Below are 26,725 nucleotides of genomic sequence, written 5' to 3'. Positions count from 1 at the left end.
TGGAGCGGGCCGGCCCGTGGAAGTTCAGGGGCATCAGGTCACCAGACGCGTCATCAGACGCAGGATGTCGTTGTAGAACGCCAGTCCCATCAGGCCCGCCAGTGCCGCCAGGCCCACGTATTGTCCGGCCACCATGTGGCGCTCGCTCAAGGGGCTGCCCTTGACCAATTCAATAAGGTAATACAGCAGGTGCCCGCCGTCCAAGACGGGGATCGGCAGCAGGTTGATGATGGCCAGGCTGAGGGACATCGCCGCCAGGAACCAGAGGAACCAGTCCGGCCCGCGCTGGGCCGAGACATTGGCGACCTGGGCGATGGTGATCGGCCCCGAGACGTTCTTCAGCGAGGCGTCGCCGGTCAGCATGCGGCGGATCATGCCCAGCGAGTCGGAGGTCAGCTTGCCGGTCTCGTGCAGCGCCGCCGGCACGGCGGCCAGTGGGCCGAAGTGGAGCCGGGCGTCGTAGGCAGGCATCTGCCTCTTGTCCGGGGGAGCCAGGCCGAGCGCCCAGTAGTGGCCCTTGTCCGCTTCAGGGTGCCTGGTCCAGCGGGGCGTCAGTTCGAACGCCAGCCGCTCGCCTGCACGATCCACCTCGATCATGGCCGCGCCGCCGCGCTTGCCGAGCGCGTCGACCTGGCGGGCGATGTCATCGAATCCATGCACGGTGTGGCCGTCCACGGCGGTCACCGTGTCGCCCGGCTTCAGCACCCCGTCCGCCACCGCGCCGGGCGTGACCTTGCCGATGACGGCAGGCGTGACCCAGTGCTGCCATACGAGCCCGCTGAGGCCGATGGCGTTCTCCTGGTCGAAGCCGGCCGGCAGCCGCGACAGCGGCAGGGTACGCGTGGCGCTGGACCCCGAGGCCGTTTCGACCTCCACGGGGAGGTCGTCGCCATCGATCGCCGCCTTGGTCAGCACGATGGACGCATCGGTCCAGGTGTCGATGGTGCGATCGCCGACCCGGACGATCCGGTCGCCACGCTGGAAACCGGCCTCGGCGGCGATGCCGGAGACGCTGCCTAGGGTGGCCGAGTAGTCCTGCTTGCCGATGACGAACATCGCCCACAGCAGGATCACGCACAGCAGGATGTTGGCCAGCGGGCCGGCGGCGACCACCGCGATGCGCTGCCAGACGGACTTGCGGTTGAAGGCCTGGTCGAGCTGCGCGGCGGGGACATCGCCCTCGGCTTCGTCCAGCATCTTGACGTAGCCACCCAGCGGAATGGCGGCGACCGCGAATTCGGTGCCATGGCGGTCGCGGCGCGACCACAGCGGCTTGCCGAAGCCCACCGAGAAGCGCAGCACCTTGACGCCGCAGCGGCGCGCCACCCAGTAGTGGCCGAATTCGTGGAACGTGACCAGCACGCCGAGCGCCACGATCATCCACCAGATTGAGCCCAGCACTTCACTCATCGGATGTCGGCGCTCATGGGGAGAGGTGGCCTGCGAGGTTGCGTTCGGTCAGTTGGCGGGCCCGTGCATCCGCCGCCAGCAGGACCTCCAGCGAATCCGCCGGCGCCGCAGGCAGCGCAGCGAGGGCATCCTCGACCAGCGCGGGGATGGATAGGAAACCGATCCGGCCCTGAAGAAAGGCTGAAACTGCGACTTCGTTCGCAGCATTCAGCACGGCCGGGGCGGTGCCGCCCGCCGCCATGGCCTCCCAGGCCAGTCGCAGGCACGGGAAGGCGTCGGTATCGGGCGCCTCGAACTCCAGTCGCGGATGCTTCAGCAGGTCGAGCCCGCCCACGCCGGAATCGATCCGTTCGGGCCAGCCCAGGCCGACCGCGAGCGAGGTGCGCATGTCGGGCAGGCCCAGTTGCGCCAGCGTCGAGCCGTCGACGAATTCCACCAGCGAGTGCACCAGACTCTGCGGATGCACCAGCACGTCCAGACGCTCGCGGCCGACGCCGAACAGGTGGTGGGCTTCGATCAGCTCCAAGCCCTTGTTCATCAGCGTGGCCGAGTCGACCGAGATCTTCGGCCCCATCGACCACTTGGGATGCGCCACGGCCTGGTCCCGCGTCACCTGCGCCAGCGCGGCGCGGCTGTACCCGCGGAACGGACCGCCTGATGCGGTCAGCACGATGCGGCTGACGTCGGCCTGAGCCTGTCGTGAACGCAGGCATTGGAAAATGGCGTTGTGCTCGCTGTCGATCGGAATGATCTCGGCGCCCGCCGCATCCGCAGCGGCAATCACCAGCTCGCCCGCGAGTACCAGGGATTCCTTGTTGGCCAGCAACAGGCGCTTGCCGGCGTGCGCGGCGGCCAGTGTCGAGGACAGGCCGGCGGCGCCGACGATGGCGGCCACCACGACGTCGCAGGCCGGTGCCGCCACCAGCGTATCGAGCGCCGCCATGCCGGCGTGCGCCTGCGTGGCGAGGCCGGCGTCGGTCAGCCCGTCGCGCAGGCGCGCGTACAGCGTGTCGTCGGCGATCACGGCATGATCGGGTCGATGCGCGGCGCACAGGGCGAGCAAGGCGTCCACGTTGCTGCCCGCGGCCAGCACGCTGGCGCGGTAGCGGCGCGGATGGCGCGCGATCACGTCCAGCGCCGACGCACCGATCGAGCCCGTCGCGCCCAGGACCGCCACGTTGCGGGGTGCATGCGCGGTCATGCTCAGAATCCGAAGACTTCCTTGCCCAGCACGAAGATCGGCAGGGCGGCCAGCACGCCGTCGATGCGGTCCAGCACGCCGCCGTGGCCCGGGATCAGGTCGCCCGAGTCCTTGGCGCCGACATGCCGCTTGAGCAGGCTTTCGAACAGGTCGCCCACCACCGAGAACAGCACGGTGAAGATCGCCACGACCAGCACCCCGGCCAGTTGGCCGGCGCCCGCGCCCGCGATCAGCGCGCCCACCGCCGCCACCAGCATGCCGGCGGCCAAGCCGCCCAGCAGGCCTTCCAGCGTCTTGTTGGGGCTGATCCGCGGTGCCAGCTTGCGGCCCGCGAACCAGCGGCCGCCGAAGTGGCGGCCCGCGAAATAGGCACCGCTGTCGGCCGCCCAGACGATGGCCAGGGCGACGAACAACCAGATGTGGCCGTTCGGCTGCGACGAGTGGATCAGCCCCAGCGCGCACCAGGCGGGCACCACGGCGAGCGTGCCGGCGGCCAGCTTGAACACACGGGCCCAGGTTTCGTGGTCGGAGGCGAAGTTGAAGAAGCGCAGCCACAGCAGCGCCAGCAGCCACCAGGCCACACCCACCAGTGCCATCAGGCGCAGCGGCACCAGGTCGGTGGCATCGCCCGAGCCGCGCGACGCCCACACCAGCGCCACCATCACCAGCAGGTTGGCGGTCAGCAGCACGGTGCGCTGCAAGGTGTCGTCGATCTCGGCGAGCTTGAACCACTCCCACAGGCCGACCAGGAACACCAGCGCGGCCAGCATCGCCAGCCAGGACGTGGGTAGCAGCAGGATCGCGCCGATGGCGAAGGGCGCCATCACCAGTGCGGCGATGACACGGGTACGGGTCGCGCTCATGCGGGGCTCGCTCTCATGCAGGGCTGTGCTCGGCGGCGTCGCCGGAGACCTGGGCACTGGTCAGGCCGAAGCGGCGCTCGCGCTGCCCGAAGTCGTCCAGCGCGCGCTGCAGCAGCGCGGCGTCCAGGTCGGGCCACAGCACGTCGGTGAACCAGAGTTCGGTATACGCCAGCTGCCACAGCAGGAAGTTGCTGATGCGGTGGTCGCCGCCGGTGCGGATGAAAAGATCGGGGGGCGGCAGGTCGGCCAGTGCGACGTGCGCGCCGAGCGCGGCTTCGTCGATGTCCTCCGGTCGCAGCCGGCCGGCCGCGACGTCGGCGGCCAGTGCGCGTGCCGCGTGCGCGATGTCCTGGCGTCCGCCATAGCTGGCGGCGATGACCAGGTGCAGGCGCGCGTTCGCGTGGGTCAGGGCTTCGGCGGCGTCCATGCGGGCACGGATGTCGCTGGAGAAGCGGGTACGGTCGCCAATGAAACGCACCCGCACCGCGCGCCGGTGCAGTTCGTCGACTTCGCGGTCGAGGGCGTTGAGGAACAGCTTCATCAGCGCGCCGACTTCTTCTTCCGGGCGTCCCCAGTTCTCGCTGGAGAACGCGAACAGGGTCAGCGCGCGGATGCCGCGCTCGAGGCAGAAATCGATGCAGACATTGACCGCGCGCGCACCGGCACGATGACCGATCACGCGCGGACGGCGACGGCGTTCCGCCCAGCGCCCGTTGCCGTCCATGATGACGGCCAGGTGGCGGGGCACGGACGCGGGGACGGCAGGGGACATGGCAGTCCTCAGACCGCCATCAGTTCCTGTTCCTTGGCCTTGACGACGTCATCGACGTCCTTGATGGACTTGTCGGTGAGCTTCTGGATCTCGTCTTCGGTCTTGCGCTCTTCATCCTCGGTGATCTGCTTGTCCTTCAGCAGGTCCTTGACCTGCTGGTTGGCATCACGGCGGATGTTGCGGATCGCGACCTTGGCGTCCTCGCCCTCGCTGTGGACGACCTTGGACAGCTCCTTGCGACGCTCTTCGGTGAGGGCGGGCAGGTTCAGGCGGATGGTGGTGCCGGCGGTATTCGGGGTCAGGCCCAGGTCGGAGGCCAGGATGGCCTTCTCGACCGCGCCGACCATCTGCTTCTCCCACGGGGTGATCGTGAGCGAGCGGGAATCGGAGATGGTCACCGTGGCGACCTGGCTCAGCGGCATGTCGGAGCCGTAGTAATTGACTTTCAGGTGCTCGACCAGGGCGGTCGACGCCCGGCCGGTGCGGACCTTCACCAGCGTGTGGCGGAGCGCCTCGATGCTCTTGGTCATGCGCGCCTGCGCGTCTTTCTTGATGTCGTTGAGCATCGCCCTTTCCGTTGCAAAGCCTGTAAACGACCGATTATAGGGCGATTCGCGGCCGCTGCCGACCGCCTGCCGGCCGTTCAGTGCGAATGATGCGGCGCCGCATCGTGCAGGTCGTGGCCGCAACCGGCGCCCCGTTCGATCTGCAGGGTGGCGTGGTTGATGCCGAAACGGTCGTCCAGTGCATGTACGGTGGCATCGATGAAAGCGTCATGATCGTCCTCGCGCGCCCGTACCAGATGCGCCGTCAATGCGATCTCGTTGGCGCCCAGCGACCAGATGTGCAGGTGGTGCAGGGCCGAGACGCCTGGCTGTGCCAGCAGGAAGACGCGGACCTCGTCCGGGTCCACGCTGCCCGGTACGGCGTCCATGGCGGCGTCGAAGCTGTCGCGCAGCAGACCCCACGAGCCGACCGCTACCACGACCGCGATCAGCAGTGCAGTGGCGGGATCCAGCCACGCCCAGCCCAGGGTCGCCATGCCGATGCCCGCCAGGACGGCGGCGAGCGAGACGGCGGCATCCGCAAGCAGGTGAAGGAACGCGCCGCGCTTGTTGAGGTCGTGCGCATGCCCGTCCTTCACCAGCCAGGCCGCACCGAGGTTGACCAGAATGCCCAGCGAGGCGACCACGATGACCGGCGTGGCGGGAATCTCCGGCGGAGCGCTGAAGCGCCGGAAGGCCTCCCAGCCCAGCGCGCCGGAGAACACGACCAGCAGGACCGCGTTGGCGAGCGGCGACAGCAGCGTCGCGCGGCGCCAGCCGTAGGTGTGGCGGCCACTGGGCCGGCGGCCGGCGAGGGCCGCCGCCCCCCAGGCCAGCGCCAGTCCCAGCACGTCGCCCAGGTTGTGCAGCGCGTCCGACAGCAGCGCCAGCGAATTGGTGTGGAAGCCGTAACCGGCCTCGAGCGCGGTGTACGCCAGATTGATCAGGGTGACCCAGGCGAAGGTGCGCGTGGCCGATGCCTGTGGATGGGCGTGCGCCCCGTGCCCGTGGTGATGTCCGTGTCCCATGGCGGGCTAGCGTGCCGGCCGGGGTGGCCGGACACTATTACAGCGGCGCAGGGAGGGCGCCACGCCTCAGTTGCGACCCTTCACCAGCGTGCCGACATGCTCGCCGCGCAGGATGCGCATCAGGTTGCCGGGCACCGACAGGTCGTAGATGCGCAGCGGCACGTCGCTGTCGCGGCACAGCGCGAACGCGGCGGTGTCCATCACCTGCAGGTCGCGGGCGATGACGTCGTCGTAGGTGAGTTGGTCGTAGCGCACGGCGTCGGCGTGCTTGCTGGGGTCCTTGTCATAGACGCCGTCCACCTTGGTGGCCTTCAGCAGCAGGTCCGCGCCGATCTCGATCGCGCGCAGCGCGGCGCCGGAGTCGGTGGTGAAGAACGGGTTGCCGGTGCCGGCCGCGAAGATGGCGATGCGGCCCTTCTCCAGGTGGCGGATCGCGCGGCGGCGGATGTAGTCCTCGCACACGTCGTTGATCTTGATGGCGCTCATCACGCGGCACTTGGCGCCGAGCTTTTCCAGCGAATCCTGCATGGCCAGCGCATTGATGACCGTGGCCAGCATGCCCATCTGGTCGCCGGTGACGCGGTCCATGCCGCCGGCGGCGAGGCCGGCACCGCGGAAGATGTTGCCGCCACCGATCACCAGGCCGATCTCGGCGCCGGCGTCGCGCGCCTCGATGATCTCGCGGGCGATGCGGGTAATCACGACCGGGTCGATGCCGTAGTCCTCGGCCCCCATCAGCGCTTCGCCGGACAGTTTGAGCAGGATGCGGCGATAGGCGAGGGGAGCGGGCATGGGGTTCTCGGCGTGGGGGCAAACGCGGCAATTCTAGCCGAGAGCCCGGCCCTCAGTCGCCGGGTTCGTAGATCGCATAGAGCTTGCGCGCCGTTTCCAGCACTTCCCACGTGCCGGTGAAACCCGCTGGCACCACGAAACTCTGGCCGGCCTCCAGCGTCACCACCTCTTCACCGTCATCGCCGCGCAGGCGGACGCGGCCACTGAGCAGGTGGCAGAACTCGTGCTCGGTGTACTGCACGCGCCAGGCACCCACCTCGCCTTCCCATACGCCGCAATGGAACCGTTCGTCCTGCGACGAGTAGGCGTTGCCGACGGCCTGCTGCGGCTGGCCTGCCACCAGGCGTTCGGAGGCGACCGGTGCGCGCGTGGCGGCATCCGGTGTGTGCGGCACGGCAACGATGCGGGGCATGGACGGTACCTGGAGGGCGGGGTGGCTATGATGGCGTCCTCTTTCCACCGTCATCAAGGAACGACCATGGCCGTGCGCACCCTGCAGGAATTCATCGCTTCGTCCCGCGAAAAGGACGCCAGCCCGGAGGCCTTCGAACTGGAGAGTCCGCACCTGCTCGAGGTACGGCTGAACGGACTGGTCTGGGCCAAGGCCGGGGCAATGGTCGCGCGCAAGGGCGCGGTCAAGTTCACCCGCCAGGGTGTGCTGGAGCAAGGCCTCGGCAACCTGCTGAAGAAGGCGGTCAGCGGCGAAGGCATGCAGTTGATGAAGATCGAAGGGCAGGGCCGCGTGTACCTGGCCGATGCCGGCAAGCGGATCACCCTGTTGCGCCTGGCCGGCGAATCCATCTTCGTCAACGGCAACGACGTGCTCGCCGTCGAGTCGGGTATCGAGAGTCGCATCACCATGATGCGCAAGGTTGCCGGCATGCTGTCGGGCGGCCTGTTCAACGTGCGCCTGAGCGGCCACGGCATCGTGGCCATCACCTCGCACTACGAGCCGCTGACGCTGCCGGTAAACGCGCAGACCGGGCCGGTGTTCACCGATCCCAATGCGACGGTGGCGTGGTCGGGCAGCCTGACGCCGGAAATCATCACCGACATCTCGTTCGGCACCCTGCTGGGGCGTGGCTCCGGCGAAAGCATCCAGCTGCGTTTCGCCGGCGAAGGCTGGGTGGTCGTGCAGCCGTACGAGGAAGTGGCACTGCAGCCGCGGCAGTAACCGCGGTGCGGGTGCGCCGGCTCAGGCGCTGGCGCCCACCGAGACGCGGTTGCGTCCTTCACGCTTGGCACCGTACAGCGCCTCGTCGGCGGCGCGCAGCAGGTCGTCGACATGGCGGAACTGCTCCAGCGTGCCCTGCGTGGCGAGGCCGGCGGAGAAGGTGATGTGCAGCGGCTGGCCATTGACGTGGGCCATGGCGGAGCCTGCCACTTCGGACAGGATGCGCCGCACCACGTGCGCGGCGGCTTCTTCGTTGATGCCGGGCAGTACCACCAGGAACTCCTCGCCGCCGTAGCGGGCGACGATGTCGCTGCTACGCACGTGCCGCATCAGCGACTTGGCGAAGTTGCGCAGCACCTCGTCGCCGACCAGGTGGCCCCAGCGGTCGTTGACCTGCTTGAAGTCGTCCAGGTCGATGAAGGCGATCGACAGCGGCCAGCCATGGCGCGTGGCGGCGTCGAACTCCTTCTCCAGCACTTCTTCCAGCTGGCTGCGGTTGTAGGCGCCGGTCAGCGGATCGCGGCGGACCTCCTCGGCCAATCGGCGTGCGCGGTCCTCGTGTTCGTCGGCCTCCTTGCGCGCGCGTGCGGCTTCCTGGATCTCTCGCAGGTTGCGCACCACCAGCAGCTCGCGCGCTTGGTCCAGCAACGCCTGGATGCGGGCGGGCGGCGCGGGCGGCACGTCGAACATCGTGCACACCTCGGGCAGGGCCGCGAGCATGTCTTCGGTCAGCGCGAGGAAGGTCGCATAGTCCAGTCCGAGCCGCGTTGCGGCCTGCAGGGCGGCCTGCCGGTGGGCTTCTTCGGTGTGCGCTTCGTCCGCGCCCGCCAGCCAGATGTCGGCGACGTGGCCGGACACGGCGACGCATGCGTTGAATGTGGTGTCGGAGGCCGGCGTCTCGCTCTCCATGATGGCTTCGCGCAGCAGCGCCGGCAGGTTCCATTGCCGCGCCAGCCAGCCGCCGACGGCGGCGTGGTCGCAGCCCAGCAGCTCGCGCTCGGCCGCCAGCAACGCCGCGTTGTCCTCGGCCCGCTCGACGAGCCGTGCGTAGTCGTCGCCCAGCACTTCCAGCAGGGCGAGGACGCCGATGTCCTGCAGCAGGCCGGCCAGCATCAGTTCCTCGGCCTTGCGCAGGCCGGCGTGCTGGCCCAGCAGGCGGCATGCCAGTGCGGCGATCACGCTGCGGCGCCAGACGCGCTCCTGCGCGACCGGATGGGTGCCGCTGCCGCAGCGCGCCAGCGAGAAGCCCAGTGCCAGCGTCAGCGTGGCGTTGAGTCCGAGCACCGTCAGTGCCTGCGACAGGTTCTCGACACGGCGACGGCTGGCGTAGAGCGGAGAGTTGGCGATGCGCAGCATGCGCGCGCTGAGCGCGGCGTCCAGGCCGATCGCATCGGCAGCCGTCGCCATCACCACCTCGGGATCCTGCGCAAGTTCGATGATGCGCAACGCCACGCCCGGCGGGCTGGGCAGGTTGCGGCAGTTCGAGAGCTGGGATTCGAGTTCGGGACGCATCCGGGTGCGCACTACGCTGAAGGAAAGTGGCGGGCAGCATGCCAGCAAAGCGTGACGGAATGTCAGCTTTGTAAACAATTTCGGCGCAGGATCGGCAAACTTTAGTCGCGGGCGACGAGCGGTCGTGCGACGCGACGACGCAGGTAGCGTGTATCGCAGCAAAAGAAAAAGCCGCGGTTTCCCGCGGCTTTCCCGGTGAAGCGGTGAGGTTGGCTTACGCCAGGCCCGCCTGCTTCATCACTTCGGCGGCGTAGTCTTCCACCACCTTCTCGATGCCTTCGCCGACCACCAGGCGCTGGAAGCCGATCACGTCGGCGCCGGCGGCCTTGACCACCTGCTCGACCGACTTGTCGCTGTCCAGCACGTACGGCTGGCCGTACAGGGTCACTTCGTTGACGATCTTGTTGATCTTGCCGGAGATGATCTTCTCCAGGATGTCGGCCGGCTTGGCCTTGTCCTTGTCCGACATCTTGGCCAGCTCGATTTCCTTTTCCTTCGCCACGAACTCGGCCGGGACGTCGGCGGCCTTGTTGTGCGGCGGGTTCATCGCGGCGATATGCATCGCCAGGCCGCGGGCCAGTTCGGCGTCGCCGCCCTTGACCTCGACCAGCACGCCGATCTTGCCGCCGTGCACGTAGGCCGCGACGTTGTTCGCGCTGTCGATGGCGACCAGGCGACGGATCTGCATGTTCTCGCCCAGCTTGGCGATGGCGGCGGCGCGGGCTTCTTCGACGGTCTCACCCGAGGCCAGCTTGGCGCTCTTCAGCGCTTCCACATCGGCGGCACCCGAGGTCAGCGCGGCCTGCGCGATGGCGTCGGTGAAAGCGATGAAGTTGGCGTCCTTGGCGACAAAGTCGGTCTCGGAGTTGATCTCGACCAGCACGGCCTTGCCGCCGTCCTGGGCCACGGCCACGCGGCCTTCGGCGGTGACGCGGTCGGCCTTCTTGTCGGCCTTGGCCAGACCCGACTTGCGCAGCCACTCGGCCGCGGCATCGATGTCGGCGTTGTTCTCGGTGAGCGCCTTCTTGCACTCCATCATGCCGGCGCCGGTGCGCTCGCGCAGTTCCTTGACCAGGGAAGCGGTGATTTCCACGGGATTACCTCGGTTTAGATTGGCAAAGCCCCTCTCCCGTCGGGAGAGGGGTTGGGGTGAGGGTCCGGCGGAACCGCGACGCCTGCAGCGTCGACATGCTTGCCGCACCCTCATCCGCCCTTCGGGCACCTTCTCCCGACGGGAGAAGGGAAAAACATGGCCGCCGCGCAGCATGGCGCGGCGGCATTGCAGCCGGATTACTCGGCAGCGGCTTCGTCGGACTTCTTGCCGGCGGCCTTCTTGGCCGGGGCTCGACGGGCACCCTTGTCGTCGCCGCCTTCGGCGAACTCTTCCTCGCGCACGGTGGCGGCGTTCGGCGACGCGGCCTTGCCTTCCAGCACGGCGTCGGCGGCGGCGCGGGCGTACAGCTGCACGGCGCGGATGGCGTCGTCGTTGCCGGGGATGGCGTAGTCGACCAGGGCCGGGTCGTAGTTCGAGTCGACCACCGCGATCACCGGGATGCCGAGCTTCTTGGCTTCCTTGATGGCGATGTCTTCATGGCCGATGTCGATGACGAACAGGGCGTCGGGCAGCCGGTTCATTTCCTTGATGCCGCCCAGCGAGGCCAGCAGCTTCTCGCGCTCGCGACGCAGGCCCAGCACTTCGTGCTTGACCAGCTTCTCGAACGTGCCGTCGGTTTCAGCGGCTTCCAGTTCCTTCAGGCGGGCGACCGACTTCTTCACGGTGGCGAAGTTGGTCAGCGTGCCGCCCAGCCAGCGCTGGGTCATGAACGGCATGCCGCAACGCTCGGCCTCTTCCTTCACGGCCTCACGCGCGCTGCGCTTGGTGCCCAGGAACAGGATGGTGCCGCGCTTCTGCGCGACGCCCGAGATGAAGTTCATCGCGTCGTTGAACAGCGGAACGGTCTTCTCGAGGTTGATGATGTGGATCTTGCCGCGGGCACCGAAGATGTACGGCGCCATCTTGGGGTTCCAGTAGCGGGTCTGGTGGCCGAAATGGACGCCGGCTTCCAGCATCTGGCGCATGGTGACTTGGGGCATTGCAATGACTCCATCGAAGGGGAACCCACCGTCCGGTTCAATGGAGGACGGTGCCCGTGAGGGCGGGGTTCCGGGGTTGGGCCTCCCTGCGGCTTCCGTGTCCGAACCCTTCAGCGAAGGGCACCCCGGCACGGGTTGGGGCAGCAGGTGTGGATTCGTCGGTGTCGCCCGACGTGGGCGGTCCGGCCGGGCGGACCCGGGCGCGAAGCCGCGGGAGTATAGCGGTCCTGGCCCCTCTGCCGCAAACCCGGACTGGCGTGCCGGGGCGGGAAAGGGCGTCCGGTCGTTCAGCCCGGGCGCCAAATGGGGGATAATCGGGCCATGGCCATCCAGCTCAAGACTTCCGAAGACCTCGCCCAGATGCGCATCGCCGGCCGGCTCGCCGCCGAGGTGCTGCAGGTGGTCGCCCCGCATGTGAAGCCGGGCGTGACCACCGCCGAACTGGACCGCATCTGCCACGATCACATCGTCAACGTGCAGAAGGCGATCCCGGCCAACGTGGGCTACAAGGGCTTCCCGGCCACGGTCTGCACCTCGGTGAACAACGTCATCTGCCACGGCATCCCCAGCGAGGGGAAGGTGCTGAAGGACGGCGACATCCTCAACATCGACGTCACCGTCATCAAGGACGGCTGGCACGGCGATACCAGCCGCATGTACATCGTCGGCACGCCGTCGGTGATGGCCAGGCGACTGGTGGACGTCACCCGCGAGGCGATGTTCCGCGGCATCCGTGCGGTGAAGCCGGGCGCCACCCTGGGTGACGTGGGCAACGCGATCCAGCAGTACGCGGAAGGCGAGCGCTTCAGCGTGGTGCGCGAGTACTGCGGCCACGGCATCGGCAAGGTCTACCACGACGAGCCGCAGGTGCTGCATTACGGACGCCCCGGCGAGGGCGTGGTGCTGAAGCCCGGCATGACCTTCACCATCGAGCCGATGATCAACGAGGGTGCGCGCCACACCAAGGTGCTGCCCGACGGCTGGACCGTGGTGACCAAGGACCGCAAGCTGTCCGCGCAGTGGGAACACACCGTGGCGGTGACCGAGGACGGCGTCGAGATCCTGACCCGCGTGCCGGGCGACGACAACGACCTGTGAGCACCCCTTCGGCCGCGAACGGACAGGCGACGCGGCTTCCGGACATCGGCCCGGACGCTGCCGATGACGCAGCCTGGTCGGCGGCGGCACGTGCCTCGCTCGGCCAGACCGACGCGCGACTGGACAAGCGTTTCGACCAGGACGACGGCATGGACCGCATCCTCGCGCTGCGCGCGCGGGCGGTCGACCATCTGCTGAAGGACGCGTGGCTGCGCTGCATCCCCGCGGATGCGCCGATGGCGTTGTTCGCGGTCGGTGGTTACGGCCGGGGCGAACTGTTCCCGCACTCCGACGTCGATGTGCTGGTGCTTGCCGCGGCGGACGTGCAGCAGGCCCATCACGACGCGGTGGCGCGGCTGTTCGCCCTGCTGTGGGATGCCGGCCTGCCGATCAGTCACAGCGTGCGCTCGGCAGGCGAGTGCACGGCCGCGGCGGCCGCCGACCAGAGCGTGCTGACCGCACTGATCGAGGAGCGGCTGATCGTCGGCGAACCCGTCGACGAAGGCCTGTTGATCGACGCCATCGGCCCGGCACGGGTCTGGCCGCCGCGCGACTTCTTCGTCGCCAAGCGCGAGGAACTGCGCCTGCGTCATGCGCGGTTCGGCGACACCTCCGACAACCTCGAGCCCAACATCAAGGAAGGCCCCGGCGGCCTGCGCGACCTGCACACGCTGGGCTGGATGGCGCTGCGCACGTTCGGTGTGCGCGACCTGGAGGCGCTGGTGGGATTGGGCCACCTGGGCCCCGACGAAGCCGTCGCGCTGGCACGCGAGCGCCGCGCGCTGGGACGCCTGCGCTACGGCCTGCACCGGGTCGCGGGCCGACCGGAAGAACGCCTGCGCTTCGATTACCAGAAGACGCTGGCGCAACGGCTGCGGTTCGCCGACGACGCCGAGAATCTCGGCGTCGAGAAGATGATGCAGGGCTTCTACCGCAGCGCCGCCATCGTGCGGCGGATCAGCGACCGCCTGCTGCAGCGGTTCGAGGAACAGTTCGACGGCGAAGCGTTGCCGGAGCCGCTGGACGAGCACTTCGCGCTGCGTCGCGGATATCTCGCCGCGCGCCAGGGCGGCTGGCCGGCGAACGATGTCGGGCAGGTCTTCGCCCTGTTCGCCGCGTGGGCAGCCCATCCGCAGATTCGCGGCCTGCATTCGCGCACCGCCCGTGCGCTGGCGGAATCGCTGCCGAAGCTGTCCGCCTATCCCGCGGCCACGCGGGCGCAGCGTGATGCCTTCATGGCCCTGCTGCGCGGTCCGCGCGCGGTGGAAACGCTCACCCGCATGGCCAGGCTCGGTGTGCTGGGGCAGTGGATCCCGGCGTTCGCACGCGTGTCCGGACGCATGCAGTTCGACCTGTTCCATGTCTACACAGTCGACCAGCACACGCTGATGGTGTTGCGCAACATCGCCGCCTTCGCTGCGGGCCGTGCGGACGAGCGCTTCTCCATCGCGCATGAGGTCTGGCCGCGCCTGCGCAAGCCGGAACTGCTGCTGCTGGCGGGCCTGTTCCACGACATCGCCAAGGGGCGCGGCGGCGACCATTCGGAACTGGGTGCGGTGGATGCGCGCGAGTTCTGCGCAGCGCATGCGCTCAGCGAGGGCGACACCGCACTGGTGGCCTGGCTGGTGGAGCAGCACCTGCGCATGTCGGTGACGGCGCAGAAGCAGGACATCTCCGATCCCGACGTCATCCACGCCTTCGCCGTCCTGGTGGAGGATCGCGAGCGTCTCGATTACCTGTACCTGCTGACGTGCGCGGACATCGCCGGCACCAGTCCCAAGCTGTGGAACGCATGGAAGGACCGGCTGCTGGCCGACCTGTACTTCGCCGCGCGCCGCGTGCTGCGCGAGGGTCTGGAAAACCCGGTGGCGGTGCACGAGCGGCTGGACGAAGCGCGCGGCAGCGTCCGCGCCATGCTGGAACTGCAGGGCCTGTCGGCGGCGCAGGCGGATGCGTTGTTCACCACCATGCCGGAGGAGAGCTTCCTTCGTTTCCGTCCCGAACAGCTGGCCTGGCAGGCGCATGCCATCCGTGGCGCGAATGCCGGCGAGACGCGGGTACGCGCGCGCCGCATCGCCGACGACGCGGACGCGATGGAAGTGTTCGTGCATTCGCCCGACCGTGACGGCCTGTTCGCCGCCATCCTCGCGACCCTCGACCGCATGGGCTTCGCCATCCACCAGGCACGCGTGCTGGTGGGGCCGCAGGGCGCGATCTTCGATACGTTCGAAGTGCTGCCGGCCGATGCGTACGCGCCGCGGGATCCCGACGACATCGAGCGCACGCTCGGTGAGGCGCTGGCGCGCCCGCTCGACAGCGTGCGCACCTCGCGCCGCGCCGTACCGCGGCAGCTCAAGCATTTCCGGTTCGCGCCGCGCATCGAGTTCGGCACCACGCCCGACGGGCGGCGCACCATGCTCGGGCTGGTCGCGCCCGATCGTCCCGGCCTGCTGTCGGACGTGGCCCAGGTGCTGCGCCGGCAGGGATTGCGCGTGCACGACGCGCGCATCGCGACCTTCGGTGAGCGCGCCGAGGACGTGTTCCAGATCACCGACGAGCACGACCAGCCGCTCACCGATACTTCCCAGCAGGACGCGCTGCGCGATGCGCTGCGCGCCGGCCTCGAGACTCCCCCCTGACACGTATCCGGCAGACCGTTTGATGACCCGCAAAGCCAGCAAGACCGAAGAACTGAAGTCCACCATCGAGAGCGCGTTCGAGCGTCGCGCCGAACTGACGCCGCACGAGATCGAGGGCTCCACCCGCGCCGCCGTCGAGCTGGCCATCGAGGGCCTGGAAGCCGGCAAGCTTCGCGTGGCCGAGCCCGACGGCAAGGGCGGTTGGAAGGTCAACGAGTGGCTGAAGAAAGCCGTGCTGCTGTATTTCCGCGTCAACGAAATGGAACTGGTCGAAGCCTATCCCGCGCCGTTCTGGGACAAGGTGGAAGCGCGCTTCGGTGCGTTCGACGAGAACGATTTCCGCAAGCTCGGCGTGCGCGTGGTTCCCGGTGCGATCGCGCGCCGCGGCACGTACTTCGGTAAGGACGTGGTGCTGATGCCGAGCTTCGTCAACATCGGCGCCTACGTGGGCGAGGGCACCATGGTCGATACCTGGGCGACGGTCGGTTCGTGCGCGCAGATCGGCAAGCATTGCCACCTGTCCGGCGGCGCCGGTATCGGTGGCGTGCTGGAACCGCTGCAGGCCAGCCCGACGATCATCGAGGACCACTGCTTCATCGGTGCGCGCTCGGAAGTTGTCGAAGGCGTGGTGGTCGGCCATCACAGCGTGATCGGCATGGGCGTGTTCATCGGCCAGTCCACGCGCATCTACAACCGTGCGACGAAGGAAATCACTTACGGCTACGTGCCGCCTGGCAGCGTCGTCGTCTCCGGCTCGCTGCCGGCCGCCGACGGCTCGCACTCGCTGTACTGCGCGGTGATCGTCAAGCAGGTCGACGAGAAGACGCGGAGCAAGACCAGCGTCAACGAACTGCTGCGCGGTCTCGCGGACTGAGCGCAGTCGCGGTGCCGTGGTCTGGCGTGGCGGGATCGATTTCAATGTCGTTCTATGGGTCTTGACGTGAGGAAAGTCCAATGTCGACCCGCAACGTTCTCATCTATGTGTTGCTGTTCCTGCTGATCGGAACCAACGCGCTTTGGTGGGTCGCCGGCCGGCACCAAGGAGCCATCGAGGGCGAGGTCTTGTCGAATGCGGCGACCTCGTCCAATCCCGACTGCTATCCCGACCAGGTGGCTTGGGACATTTCCCGTCGCCAGATGGTGCCCTTGATTGCGGCGGTGCAGGCGGCAGGTGCAGATGGCGCCAGTCGTGAGTCCATCGTCGATGCCGTCCGGCGTGCTGCCGACAATCCCGATGCAGTGCGTCGCAAGATGGTGTGCATGGAACGCGATGGTGTGGAGCGCGTTGGCGCCATCGGACTCCAGTTCGACGACCACGGTCGCCTGCGAGGCGCTACTACGGTCATGTGTCCGCACTGACCGGCGCATTTCGCGAATGATGGTGTGGCCCTGCGGTAACATCGCTGGCGACTCCTTGCGAACGATCGGATCATGACGGCGACGCTCTACGGTTTGAAGAACTGCGACACCTGCAAGAAGGCCACGAAGTGGCTGGACCGCTTCGGCGTGGCCTATACGTTCATCGACTACCGCGACAACCGGCAGGCACCCGAGACGCTGAAGGGCTGGGCAGACAAGGCTGGTGGCTGGGACGCGCTGATCAACAAGTCGTCGACGACGTGGCGGCAGTTGCCGGAGAACCGAAAGACGCCGGGCTCCGACGCGGAGTGGAAGTTGTTGCTGAAGGAGTATCCGCAGCTCATCCGCCGCCCCGTGGTGATCGGTGGCGTGGCGGGCTTTTCACAGGGCTTCAGCGACAATGGCTTCAAGAAGCAGTTCGGAGCCGAATCGTGAGCGATGTCGTCGAGCTTTCCAGCGAACTGATCCGCCGTCATTCGGTGACACCGGACGATGCAGGCTGCCAGCAGGTGCTGGCGACGCGGCTGGCGCAGTGGGGGTTCCAGTGCGAACACCTGCGCTTCGGCGATACCGACAATCTCTGGGCAACGCACGGGTCGGGCTCACCGGTGCTGGTGCTGCTCGGCCATACCGACGTGGTGCCGCCGGGGCCGCTGTCCGCGTGGACCAGCGATCCCTTCGTGCCGACTGTGCGCGATGGCGTGCTGTACGGGCGCGGCACCGCCGACATGAAGTGCAGCGTGGCCGCGTGCACGATCGCGCTGGAGCGCTTCGTCGACGCGCATCCCGATCATCCGGGCACGGTCGCCCTGCTGGTCACGTCGGACGAGGAAGGTCCCGCACACGATGGTGTGAAGAAGGTCGCCGAGCTGTTCCGCGAGCGTGGCCAGAAGATCGACTGGTGCATCACCGGCGAGCCTTCCTCGAAGGATGTGTTGGGTGACCTGTTGCGCGTGGGCCGCCGCGGCACGCTGACCGGCACGTTGCAGGTGCACGGCGTGCAAGGGCACGTGGCCTATCCGCACAAGGCGCTCAACCCCATCCACAAGGCACTGCCTGCGCTGGACGAACTGGCGGCGCGACAGTGGGACGAAGGCTACGAAACTTTCCCGCCGACCAGCCTGCAGATCTCCAACATCAATGCCGGCACCGGCGCGAGCAACGTCATCCCCGGCGAACTGCAGCTGGTGTTCAACCTGCGCTTCAATCCGAGCTGGACGGCGGAACGGCTGGAGCAGGAGATCGAAGGCATTTTCCGCAGGCATGGCCTGGAGTACAGCATCCAGTGGCTGCGCGGCGGTGAGCCGTTCTACACGCCGGAAGGCCATCTGCGTGCCACCGCGCGCGCAGTGCTGGGCGAATTCGCTGGCGCGCCACCGGAGGAAAGTACGGCAGGCGGCACGTCCGATGCGCGATTCATCGCGCCGCTCGGCGCGGAATGCATCGAGGTGGGACCGGTCAATGCCAGCATCCACAAGGTCGACGAGAACATCCGCGTGGCCGATCTGGAGGCGCTGCCCGGCCTGTACCAGAGGTTGCTTGAGCGGCTGATGCTGTCGACCCGGCCGGCGTGAGGCCGGTCGGTCCGGGCCGCTTCACTTTCGGATGAAACAGTTGCCAAGCCCCCGCGGGAGCGGTTACGGTCGCCCCATGCCCTGCCGCACCGCCATTAATAACAACCGCAATAACCTGCGTCCGAACAACGGGACGCGGGCGATGCGGCTCTGCGACTAGGCAAAGAAAGACCTGCCGGATACCAGAAACCCGCATCGCGAGATGCGGGTTTTTTCGTTTCCGGTCCCTGTTTCCGAACCCCACCAGGAGCTTCCTTCCATGTGTTCCATCTTCGGCATCTTCGGGCTGCAACCCGGCGACGACGTCCAGGCCCTGCGACGGCAGTCGCTGGAGCTTTCGCAGAAGCAGCGCCATCGCGGTCCGGACTGGAGCGGCGTGTACCACGACGACGGCGCTATCCTGGTGCACGAGCGCCTCGCCATCGTCGATCCGGCGGGCGGATCCCAGCCGCTGCGCTCGGCCGATGGCGACCTGGTGCTGGCCGTGAACGGCGAGATCTACAACCATCGCGAGCTGAAGGCGGAACTGGCGCAGGACTATGCGTTCCAGACCGGCTCGGACTGCGAAGTGATCAACGCGCTGTACCGCGAAGACGAACCCGCCTCATTCCTCAACCGCCTCAACGGCATCTTCGCGTTCGCACTGTGGGACAAGGCGAACGGACGTGCGTTGATCGCGCGCGATCCGATCGGGGTGTGCCCGCTGTACTGGGGCCACGATCGCGAGGGCCGTCTGTGCGTGGCGTCGGAGATGAAGGCGCTGTCGCCGATCTGCGCGGACGTGGCGCAGTTTCCGCCGGGCCACTATTACGACACCGCCACGCGTGCGTTGGTGAAGTACTACGACACGGCCTGGCGCGACTACGCCGCGGTCGAAGGCATGCAGGTCCCGAAGGAGGAACTGCGCGATGCGTTCGAGCGCGCCGTGCATCGCCAGTTGATGACCGACGTGCCGTACGGCGTGCTGCTGTCGGGCGGGCTGGATTCTTCGCTGGTCGCCGCCGTTGCCGCGCGTTATGCACGCCATCGCATCGAGGACAACGACAAGACCGAAGCCTGGTGGCCGCGCCTGCACTCCTTCGCCATCGGCCTGGAGGGTTCCCCCGACCTGGCCGCCGCCGAGATCGCGGCGAAGGCGCTGGGCACGGTGCATCACGGGTTCACCTACACGTTCCAGGAAGGCCTGGATGCGATTCCCGAGGTCATCCGCCACATCGAGACCTATGACGTCACCACCATCCGCGCGTCCACGCCGATGTACCTGCTGGCGCGCCGCATCAAGGCGATGGGGGTGAAGATGGTGCTGTCGGGCGAGGGCAGCGACGAGATCTTCGGCGGCTACCTGTACTTCCACAAGGCACCGAACGCACGCGAGTTCCATGAGGAACTGGTGCGCAAGCTCGACGCCCTGCACAACTACGACTGCCTGCGCGCCAACAAGTCGATGATGGCCTGGGGCGTGGAGCCGCGCGTGCCGTTCCTCGACGTCGAATTCCTCGAAGTGGCGATGAAGATGGATGCCGCGCACAAGATGATCGACAAGGCTTCCGCCGGTGCGCAGCGCATGGAGAAGGGTGTGCTGCGCGAGGCGTTCGACGGCTACCTGCCGGAGTCGATCCTGTGGCGGCAGAAGGAGCAGTTCAGTGACGGTGTCGGCTATGGCTGGATCGACGGACTGAGGGCGCATGCCGAAGCGCAGGTCAGCGATCGCGAACTTGCGGCGGCCGACAAGCGCTTCCCGGTCAATCCGCCGCAGACCAAGGAGGCGTACTACTACCGCACGCTGTTCGAGCAGCACTATCCCGGACAGGCCTGCGCGGAGACGGTGCCGGGCGGCAAGTCGATCGCCTGTTCGTCGCCGGCGGCGATCGCGTGGGATGCGAGCTTCGCGAAGATGGCCGACCCGTCCGGCCGCGCCGTCGCTGGCGTGCATGCAGCCGCGCACGCGTCAGTGTCGACATGACGCCGTCCGAGCTCGTGCGGGAATGGGTCCGCCGCTTCAACGCAGCGGATGTCGATGGTCTGGCGGCGCTGTACGCGGAAGACGCGATCAACCACCAGGTGGTGACCGATCCGCTGCACGGCCGCGAGGCGATCACGGCCATGTTCCGCACCGAATTCGGTCGCGCCACGATGGTATGCATCCTGGAAAACCTGTTCGAGGATGGCGAGTGGGCCATCCTCGAATGGCGCGATCCGCTCGGCCTGCGGGGCTGCGGGTTCTTCCACGTGCGCGAGGGACGGATCGTGTTCCAGCGCGGTTATTTCGACCAGCTCAGCTTCTTCCGGCAGCAGGGTCTGCCGGTGCCTTCGCATTACCTCGGCTGAGCGTTGGTCGGGCGCAGCGTCAGCGTATGGGTCGCGGCGCCGGGCAGGAACGGCGTCGGACGGCCATGGACCCAGTCGTCGTGGCCCGCGCCCCAGAACGGCGACATCGGGTGGCCGCTCTGGCCGCCCGGCATGTGGATGATGCCGTCGGCCTCGTGGCCGGGCGACACCACCATGCGTTCGGACGCGCCGAACGCCGGTCCCTGCACGCGTGGCATGGCGCCGTCGCCGGCCAGCGGTTCGCCCGGCATGCACAGCTTCGGCTTGAGGAAGGCGGGCAGGGCGTTGGCCAGCGGGTGGCAGATCTTGGCGGTATTGCGTTCGCCCCAGCGACGCTCGGCCAGCGGGCCTTGATCGGCCAGGTCGTCGCGGACTTCCTTCGCCGCGTCCTCCAGCAGCGCATCCCAGGTCTTGTATCGGCGCGACAGCAGGTGAGCGGGGCGTTGCTCCAGCAACGGCCACACCGCGCCTTCCAGTTGCGGCAGGTCGGGCATGACGAAGTCGTCGCCGAGCGCCGCCTGCGCCGGTGCGGTCAGGCCGTCGGCGATGCGCGCATGCACGGCCAGACGCCAGGCGCGTACCAGCCGGTAGCTCACCGAATCGACGCTGGCGACGCCTTCCCAGGTCTTGCCGGCGTCGGCGAGCGCCTTCACCGACGAGTCCGCCGGCAACCGCTTCGCTTCGTCCTGCAGCAGCTGCCACCAGCGCTGCAGGAACAGCGCCCGGTCGTCGAGCTGGATCGCCAGCAGGTCCTGCTCGGTGAACCGCTCCTTCGCCAGCAGGCCGTCGCGGATCTGCTGCGCGCGTGCGCCCAGCGCGTAGCCGCCATCGCCGACGCGTTCGAGTGCGGCGCCATCCAGCACGCGCGCGTTCGCCGTCCACAGGCGGTGGCTCGTCTGCGAGGTGAGTACCGGCGACAGCTGGCTGGAAATGACCCAGGGCCGGCAGCTGCCCGGCGCCAACGGGGCCGCATCGTCCCCGGGTGCAGCGGGCGCGAGTTCCAGCGTATGTGGGCAAGACGCCGCGCGCGACGGCAGCGGACCGAGGATGCGCCAGGCGATGCGGCCGTTGTGGTCGGCGATGACGAGGTTCTGCGCCGGGGTCGCGGTGCGCTGTGCCACCGACAGCGCGGCCGACAGGTCGCCGGCCGCGGCGAAGTCCGCCAGCCCGAAGTTCAATGAGCCCGGCTGGTGCGCGACCCAGCGCAACGCCAGCGCCGGCTGCTTGCCTTTCGCCGCGTGGATGATCGGCCCGTAGCGCGTTTCCGGCACGTCCAGCGTCACCGGCTCGGCGCCTGCGACCTCGATCGTTTCGGCATGGTGCTCGACCGCATCGCAGGTCTCCGCGGCATCGCCCTTGCCGCAGGGCTTCACCGGATACCAGTCCGCCGTGTCCGCGTAGCTGTTGGTGAAGCCCCATGCCACGTGCCCATTGCTGCCCACGATGATCGCCGGCAGGCCGGGCAGGCTGAAGCCCGAGACATCGACCTTGCCGCCAGGCGCGCGCGGATCCGGATAGCGCAGACGCACGCGGAACCAGATGTTCGGCGCGCGCAGCCCCAGGTGCATGTCGTCGGCGACGATGGCGCGGCCGTCCGCCGTCAGCGCACCCGCCACGGCCCAGTTGTTGCTGCCCGGCGTGCCCTTGTCGGCCAGGCGCTGATGCGTACCGGTTTCCGGCATCGGCAGCGTACGCAGGTCGACCTGGTCGGCGGTCGGCAGGGGCGCGTTGCCGCGCGGTTCACCCTGCAGGGGCGCATCCCACTCGGTGCCATCGTGGGTCAGCAGCGCATACAGCGCAGGCGGCACCTGGCGACGGATCTTCCATAGGCCGAGCTCGCGCACGTTGTCCGCGTCCTGCAGGTCGAAATACATGGCGTAGCCAGCCAGCGCGGAGTCGGCCACTTCCCAGGCGCGCGGCGACTGCCGCAACAACAGGTACGGCCAGGGTCGCGACTTCAAGGCGCTGAGGCCGTCGTTCACGCCGTCGGCATAGGCCTGCAGTTGCGGCATGCGGTCGCCGGCGAATCCGTCGAGCGATGCGGTCGCGCGCGCCCGCATGCGGTGCATCCGTCGTGATGTGTCCATGTCCACCGCGATGGAGCCGAACAGGCCGGACAGCTCACCGGCGGAGCTGCGCCGCATCAGGTCCATCTCGAAGTAGCGTTCCTGCGCGTGCACGAAGCCGAGCGCACGCACGGCGTCGGTTTCGCTGGCGGCCTCGATGGTCACCACGCCCAGCGCATCGCGCTGGATGCTCACGGGCGCGGACAGCCCGGGCAGCGCCTGTTCGCCATCGAGTCGGGCGAGGCTGCCCCGCATCAGCCACCACGCCACCAGCAACGCCACGACAACCAGGGTCAACAGCAGCAGCGCGATGCGCCGGGTCCACTTCAGCATTGCGGAGTCCTTGCGGTAAGGGCGTGGCGGGTGGCCGGATTATTCCACGGAAGCCAAGGCCATCACCGCCGTGCCGCGACGCCGAACGAGACTGATTCCGATTCGGTCATCGCCGCGAGGGATGGGGCATGATGCGCGCCTCGCCCCAGGAGCCGCCCCCATGAAAGGCCATCCCGACGTCGTCGACTACCTCAAGTTCCTGCTGCGTGGCGAACTCGCCGCCCGCGACCAGTACTTCATCCATTCGCGCCGCTACGAGGACCAGGGGCTCATGGCCCTGTTCCACCGCATCGACCACGAGATGCAGGAAGAAACCGAACACGCCGACGCGCTGCTGCGCCGCATCCTGTTCCTGGAGGGCGACCCGGACATGCGTCCGGAAACCTTCGTTGCCGGCAAGACGGTCGAGGAGATGCTGCAGCGCGACCTCGAGGTCGAGTACGCGGTGCGTGCGCACCTGGCCAAGGGCGTGGCGCTGTGCGAGCAGCATGGCGACTACGTCAGCCGCGAGATCCTGCTGACCCAGCTGAAGGACACCGAGGAAGACCACGCGCACTGGCTGGAGCAGCAGCTGGGCTTGATCAAGCGACTGGGCATCCAGCTGTACCTGACCTCGAAGCTGGAAGGCGAACCCGCCGCCGGGTGATCAGCCGCGGCGGAGGCGGTAGACCGCCGTCTCCAGCGCGCTCAGGCCCTCTTCGCGAAAGCGCGGCTCCTGGTCGAGGATGTCGCGCCGCTCCAGCAGCGTGTGCCGCCATGGCGCCGCAAACAGGGCCTCGACTTCGGCCTGCGCCACCGAGAACGGCGGCCCGGCCTTCTCTTCCTGCGGATACTCCAGCGTGATCAGCAGTCCCTGGCAGCCGCTGGGCGCGCTGGCATAGACGGTGTCGCGGTAACGCAGGCGCAGGTCGGCGGGCAATGCGATCAGGGCGGCACGGTCATAAATGCTGGCCACATCCGCCAGCAGGGCCGGATCGAGGCCGAAGGCGTCGCCCAGGATGATCTCGATCGGCCCGGCACTGAAATGCTCGCCGTAGCGGCTCGTCGTCCGGACTGGCTCAAGCTTCGCTTCTTCGAAGAACTGCGTCACCGCCAGCGGCGACAGTTCGACGCCCAGCACGCGATGGCCCTGCGCCGCCAGCCAGTGCATGTCCAGCGACTTGCCGCACAGCGGCACCAGCACCCGCGACCCTTCCGGCAATTGCAGCGACGGCCAGTGCTTCTGGAGCAGCGGCATCACGTCGTGACGATGAAAGCCGATCTGGCCTTCCTGCCACCGCTGCAACCAGAAATCGGCATCCATCGCGAAGCTCCTCATCGCAGGGTCGTCGCACTCAACATCCGAGTGCGGCGACGCTTGCAGTCATTGGGTTACGGAAATTGCATGACGGGCTTTCGATTCGTCGTAGCAGACGACGCAAACGATCGCCATGCCATTGAACTGTCTGAAGGCGTCCGTCATCTCGCCCTCAAGCTGGAATTTCTCCTCGCAGAGGTGACACCACGCTTGAAGGTCGTGGGGATCATCGCTGTTCTCGATGAATCCGGACGGAGAGGTGTCTCGTTGGAGCAAGTGCTGGCAGACCACAGCGGAAACCCGCTCTCCGTGCGGACCGCAGTCGATCATCATCGGTTCGGAGGTTGTCATCGGCCTGTGCCGTCCACCTATTGCACATCCAGCCCGTCGACCTTCTGCCACCCGCGCGGCAACAACCCGCCCCGCGTCGCGCGCGCGCCGACATACTCGTCCAGGTCCTTGAACGACAGGCTCATCGTGCGCTGTCCGCTCTTGACCAGCAGCGTGGCGCCCGGCGACACCGCAGCGATCGCGACCACACGCTCGGTACCGAGCTTGGCCTTGGGGATCTCGATGATCTTGTTGCCTTTGCCCTTGTCCAGTTCCGGCAGCTCGCTGACCGGGAACGCCAGCAGGTGGCCGGCGCTGGTGACGGCGACGATGCGGTCGGTTTCGGTATTGGGCACCTGCGCCGGTTGCAGCACGTTCGCACCGACGGTCAGGTTGAGCATCGCCTTGCCGGCCTTCTGGCGGCCGGTGAGGTTCTCGAAGCGGGTGACGAAGCCATAACCGTGCGAGGACGCCAGCACGAAGCGAGCGTCGTTGTCGCCCGTGGCCAGCGCCTGGAACGACGCGCCCGCGGCCGGCGAGAAGCGTCCGGTCAGCGGCTCGCCGTTGCCGCGTGCGGAGGGCAGCGTGTGGACGGCGGTCGAGTAGCTGCGGCCTTCCGAATCCAGGAACGCGACCTGCTGGTTGCTGCGCGAACGCACCGCACCCAGTAGCCCGTCGCCGTCGCGGTAGGACAGCGTGGACGCATCCACGTCGTGGCCCTTCGCCGCGCGGATCCAGCCCTTCTCCGACAGCACCACGGTCATCGGTTCGCTGGCGACCAGTTCGGTTTCGTCCAGCGCCTGCGCGGCATCGCGTTGCACCAGCGGCGACAGGCGCGCATCGCCGAACTTCTTCGCGTCGGCGGTCAGTTCGTCCTTGATCAGCTTCTTCAGCTTGGCCTTCGATTCCAGGATGCTGGCGATCTTCTCGCGCTCGGCCTGCAGTTCGTCCTGCTCGCCGCGGATCTTCATTTCCTCGAGGCGGGCGAGTTGCTTCAGCTTGGTATCGAGGATGTAGTCCGCCTGTTCCTCGCTCAGCTGGAAGCGGGCGATCAACGCGGCCTTGGGTTCGTCCTCGGTGCGGATGATGCGGATGACTTCATCCAGGTTGAGGAACGCGACCAGCAAGCCTTCCAACAGGTGCAGGCGACGCTCGACCTTGTCCAGCCGGTGCTTCAGGCGGCGGGTGACGGTATCGCTGCGGAACGCCAGCCATTCCGTCAGCAGCATCTTCAGGTTCTTGACCTGCGGACGCCCGTCCAGCCCGATGATGTTGAGGTTGACCCGATAGCTCTTCTCCAGGTCGGTGGTGGCGAACAGGTGGCCCATCAGCTGTTCGGCGTCCACGCGGTTCGAGCGCGGGATCAGCACCACGCGCACCGGGTTGGCGTGGTCGGACTCGTCGCGGATGTCCTCCAGCCAGGGCAGCTTCTTGGCGCGCATCTGCGCGGCGATCTGCTCGATCACCTTCGACGGCGACACCTGGTAGGGCAGGGCGTCGATGACGATGTTGGCATTGTCCTTGCGCCACACCGCGCGCGCGCGGACGCTGCCGGTGCCGTTCTCGTACATCGCGCGCAGGTCGGACGCGGCGGTGATGATCTCGGCCCTGGTCGGATAGTCCGGACCACGGACGTGTTCGCACAGGTCGGCGACGGTCGCGTCCGGATCATCGATCAGGCGGATGCAGGCGCTGACGATCTCGTTGAGATTGTGCGGCGGCACATCGGTCGCCATGCCGACGGCGATGCCGGTGGTGCCGTTGAGCAGCAGGTGCGGCAGGCGCGCCGGCAGCCAGGTGGGCTCCTCCAGCGTGCCGTCGAAGTTCGGTATCCAGTCGACCGTGCCCTGGCCCAGCTCGCCCAGCAGCACTTCGGCGATCGGCGTGAGCTTGGATTCGGTGTAGCGCATCGCGGCGAACGACTTCGGGTCGTCGGGCGAACCGAAGTTGCCCTGGCCTTCGATCAGCGGGTAGCGGTACGAAAATGGCTGCGCCATCAGCACCAGTGCTTCGTAGCAGGCGCTGTCGCCGTGCGGGTGGTACTTGCCGATCACGTCGCCGACGGTGCGCGCGGACTTCTTCGGCTTGGCGCCGGCATTCAGGCCCAGCTCGCTCATCGAATAGACGATGCGGCGCTGGACCGGCTTCAGGCCATCGCCGATGAAGGGCAGGGCGCGGTCCAGCACGACATACATCGAGTAGTCGAGGTAGGCGCGCTCGGCGTACTCGCGCAGCGGGATCTGTTCGAAGCCGTGGAAGGTGGGGCGGATCGTTTCGGTCATTGCGGGCGTGCGGTCTGCAGGGCGGAAA

Annotated in this window: 25 protein-coding genes; 10 read left to right on the top strand and 15 right to left on the bottom strand. The window is 67.8% G+C overall.

Translation table 11 applies throughout. The features are described 5' to 3' along the window. Positions 1 to 33 precede the first annotated feature (33 nt). The 8 genes from rseP to IB230_RS05250 all read right to left on the bottom strand — a co-directional run bounded on the left by rseP (position 34) and on the right by IB230_RS05250 (position 7,023). Positions 34 to 1,410 carry an RIP metalloprotease RseP gene (gene rseP, locus IB230_RS05285; RefSeq protein ID WP_192269603.1) on the bottom strand — a complete coding sequence of 459 codons (1,377 nt, stop codon included), beginning with the start codon at positions 1,408 to 1,410 and terminating at the stop codon, positions 34 to 36. Between the two features lie 13 nt (positions 1,411 to 1,423). Then, positions 1,424 to 2,611, bottom strand: coding sequence for a 1-deoxy-D-xylulose-5-phosphate reductoisomerase (gene dxr / locus IB230_RS05280; RefSeq protein ID WP_192269600.1), 1,188 nt, complete (start codon positions 2,609 to 2,611; stop codon positions 1,424 to 1,426). Positions 2,612 to 2,613: 2 nt separating this feature from the next. Next, positions 2,614 to 3,474 carry a phosphatidate cytidylyltransferase gene (locus IB230_RS05275; protein WP_192269597.1) on the bottom strand — a complete coding sequence of 287 codons (861 nt, stop codon included), beginning with the start codon at positions 3,472 to 3,474 and terminating at the stop codon, positions 2,614 to 2,616. 13 nt (positions 3,475 to 3,487) lie between these two features. Further along, a complete protein-coding gene (gene uppS, locus IB230_RS05270; protein ID WP_192269594.1) occupies positions 3,488 to 4,246 on the bottom strand; it encodes a polyprenyl diphosphate synthase in 759 nt (252 codons plus the stop codon). 8 nt (positions 4,247 to 4,254) lie between these two features. Further along, positions 4,255 to 4,812 carry a ribosome recycling factor gene (gene frr / locus IB230_RS05265; RefSeq protein WP_192269591.1) on the bottom strand — a complete coding sequence of 186 codons (558 nt, stop codon included), beginning with the start codon at positions 4,810 to 4,812 and terminating at the stop codon, positions 4,255 to 4,257. Between the two features lie 77 nt (positions 4,813 to 4,889). After that, on the bottom strand, positions 4,890 to 5,819 hold the full coding sequence (locus IB230_RS05260) for a cation diffusion facilitator family transporter (RefSeq protein WP_192269588.1): 930 nt from the start codon (positions 5,817 to 5,819) through the stop codon (positions 4,890 to 4,892). Positions 5,820 to 5,885: 66 nt separating this feature from the next. Next, the gene (gene pyrH / locus IB230_RS05255) at positions 5,886 to 6,611 is read right to left on the bottom strand and encodes a UMP kinase (RefSeq protein ID WP_192269585.1); all 726 of its coding nucleotides are present in this window, start codon (positions 6,609 to 6,611) and stop codon (positions 5,886 to 5,888) included. A gap of 52 nt (positions 6,612 to 6,663) precedes the next feature. After that, positions 6,664 to 7,023, bottom strand: a complete 360-nt coding sequence (locus IB230_RS05250) for a cupin domain-containing protein (RefSeq protein WP_192269582.1) — start codon at positions 7,021 to 7,023, stop codon at positions 6,664 to 6,666. Positions 7,024 to 7,089: 66 nt separating this feature from the next. Between IB230_RS05250 and IB230_RS05245 the strand changes: the two genes are divergently transcribed. Then, positions 7,090 to 7,785 carry an AIM24 family protein gene (locus IB230_RS05245; protein WP_192269579.1) on the top strand — a complete coding sequence of 232 codons (696 nt, stop codon included), beginning with the start codon at positions 7,090 to 7,092 and terminating at the stop codon, positions 7,783 to 7,785. 21 nt (positions 7,786 to 7,806) lie between these two features. On the opposite strand, the gene IB230_RS05240 is transcribed toward IB230_RS05245, so the two are convergent. The 3 genes from IB230_RS05240 to rpsB all read right to left on the bottom strand — a co-directional run bounded on the left by IB230_RS05240 (position 7,807) and on the right by rpsB (position 11,391). Further along, positions 7,807 to 9,297 (bottom strand): GGDEF domain-containing protein, encoded by a 1,491-nt coding sequence (locus tag IB230_RS05240; RefSeq protein WP_192269576.1) that lies wholly within the window; start codon positions 9,295 to 9,297, stop codon positions 7,807 to 7,809. 214 nt (positions 9,298 to 9,511) lie between these two features. Next, positions 9,512 to 10,390, bottom strand: coding sequence for a translation elongation factor Ts (gene tsf / locus IB230_RS05235; protein ID WP_192269573.1), 879 nt, complete (start codon positions 10,388 to 10,390; stop codon positions 9,512 to 9,514). A gap of 197 nt (positions 10,391 to 10,587) precedes the next feature. Next, positions 10,588 to 11,391: a 30S ribosomal protein S2 gene (gene rpsB / locus IB230_RS05230; RefSeq protein WP_192269570.1), complete on the bottom strand. Its 804-nt coding sequence runs from the start codon at positions 11,389 to 11,391 to the stop codon at positions 10,588 to 10,590. Between the two features lie 321 nt (positions 11,392 to 11,712). On the opposite strand from rpsB, the gene map reads away from it, so the two are divergent. The 8 genes from map to IB230_RS05195 all read left to right on the top strand — a co-directional run bounded on the left by map (position 11,713) and on the right by IB230_RS05195 (position 20,389). After that, positions 11,713 to 12,489 (top strand): type I methionyl aminopeptidase, encoded by a 777-nt coding sequence (gene map / locus IB230_RS05225; protein WP_192269567.1) that lies wholly within the window; start codon positions 11,713 to 11,715, stop codon positions 12,487 to 12,489. 44 nt (positions 12,490 to 12,533) lie between these two features. Then, positions 12,534 to 15,128: a [protein-PII] uridylyltransferase gene (gene glnD / locus IB230_RS19675; RefSeq protein WP_343227286.1), complete on the top strand. Its 2,595-nt coding sequence runs from the start codon at positions 12,534 to 12,536 to the stop codon at positions 15,126 to 15,128. 22 nt (positions 15,129 to 15,150) lie between these two features. Continuing rightward, positions 15,151 to 16,002, top strand: coding sequence for a 2,3,4,5-tetrahydropyridine-2,6-dicarboxylate N-succinyltransferase (gene dapD / locus IB230_RS05220; RefSeq protein WP_225589206.1), 852 nt, complete (start codon positions 15,151 to 15,153; stop codon positions 16,000 to 16,002). 80 nt (positions 16,003 to 16,082) lie between these two features. Beyond that, complete coding sequence (locus IB230_RS05215; protein WP_192269561.1) at positions 16,083 to 16,487, top strand: hypothetical protein; 405 nt, start codon at positions 16,083 to 16,085, stop codon at positions 16,485 to 16,487. Between the two features lie 72 nt (positions 16,488 to 16,559). After that, positions 16,560 to 16,922, top strand: a complete 363-nt coding sequence (locus IB230_RS05210; protein WP_192269558.1) for a Spx/MgsR family RNA polymerase-binding regulatory protein — start codon at positions 16,560 to 16,562, stop codon at positions 16,920 to 16,922. Then, a complete protein-coding gene (dapE, locus tag IB230_RS05205) occupies positions 16,919 to 18,061 on the top strand; it encodes a succinyl-diaminopimelate desuccinylase (protein ID WP_192269555.1) in 1,143 nt (380 codons plus the stop codon). Before IB230_RS05210 ends, dapE begins: the two co-directional genes overlap by 4 nt. 259 nt (positions 18,062 to 18,320) lie before the next feature. After that, positions 18,321 to 20,024, top strand: a complete 1,704-nt coding sequence (gene asnB, locus IB230_RS05200) for an asparagine synthase B (protein ID WP_192269552.1) — start codon at positions 18,321 to 18,323, stop codon at positions 20,022 to 20,024. Further along, positions 20,021 to 20,389, top strand: coding sequence for a nuclear transport factor 2 family protein (locus IB230_RS05195; RefSeq protein WP_192269549.1), 369 nt, complete (start codon positions 20,021 to 20,023; stop codon positions 20,387 to 20,389). The genes asnB and IB230_RS05195 overlap by 4 nt, the downstream gene beginning before the upstream one ends. Here the strand turns inward: IB230_RS05195 and IB230_RS05190 are convergent. Continuing rightward, on the bottom strand, positions 20,377 to 22,788 hold the full coding sequence (locus IB230_RS05190; RefSeq protein WP_192269546.1) for a penicillin acylase family protein: 2,412 nt from the start codon (positions 22,786 to 22,788) through the stop codon (positions 20,377 to 20,379). The genes IB230_RS05195 and IB230_RS05190 overlap by 13 nt on opposite strands. Before the next feature lie 160 nt (positions 22,789 to 22,948). Between IB230_RS05190 and bfr the strand changes: the two genes are divergently transcribed. Continuing rightward, on the top strand, positions 22,949 to 23,434 hold the full coding sequence (gene bfr / locus IB230_RS05185; RefSeq protein ID WP_225589205.1) for a bacterioferritin: 486 nt from the start codon (positions 22,949 to 22,951) through the stop codon (positions 23,432 to 23,434). Here the strand turns inward: bfr and IB230_RS05180 are convergent, their stop codons facing one another. From IB230_RS05180 to parC, 3 genes are read right to left on the bottom strand one after another with little or no spacing between them, the layout of a single operon-like run. Further along, on the bottom strand, positions 23,435 to 24,091 hold the full coding sequence (locus tag IB230_RS05180; RefSeq protein WP_192269540.1) for a thiopurine S-methyltransferase: 657 nt from the start codon (positions 24,089 to 24,091) through the stop codon (positions 23,435 to 23,437). A 60-nt stretch (positions 24,092 to 24,151) separates the two neighbouring features. Beyond that, entirely contained in the window at positions 24,152 to 24,436 is a 285-nt protein-coding gene (locus IB230_RS05175; RefSeq protein WP_192269537.1) for a hypothetical protein, read from the bottom strand. A gap of 17 nt (positions 24,437 to 24,453) precedes the next feature. Continuing rightward, on the bottom strand, positions 24,454 to 26,697 hold the full coding sequence (gene parC / locus IB230_RS05170; protein WP_192269534.1) for a DNA topoisomerase IV subunit A: 2,244 nt from the start codon (positions 26,695 to 26,697) through the stop codon (positions 24,454 to 24,456). Positions 26,698 to 26,725: the final 28 nt, after the last annotated feature.

Source organism: Pseudoxanthomonas sp. PXM01 (assembly GCF_014851815.1).
Classification (GTDB): domain Bacteria; phylum Pseudomonadota; class Gammaproteobacteria; order Xanthomonadales; family Xanthomonadaceae; genus Pseudoxanthomonas_A.
Note: the sequence above shows the minus strand (reverse complement) of the source record. Positions and strands in the feature narration are given on the sequence as shown.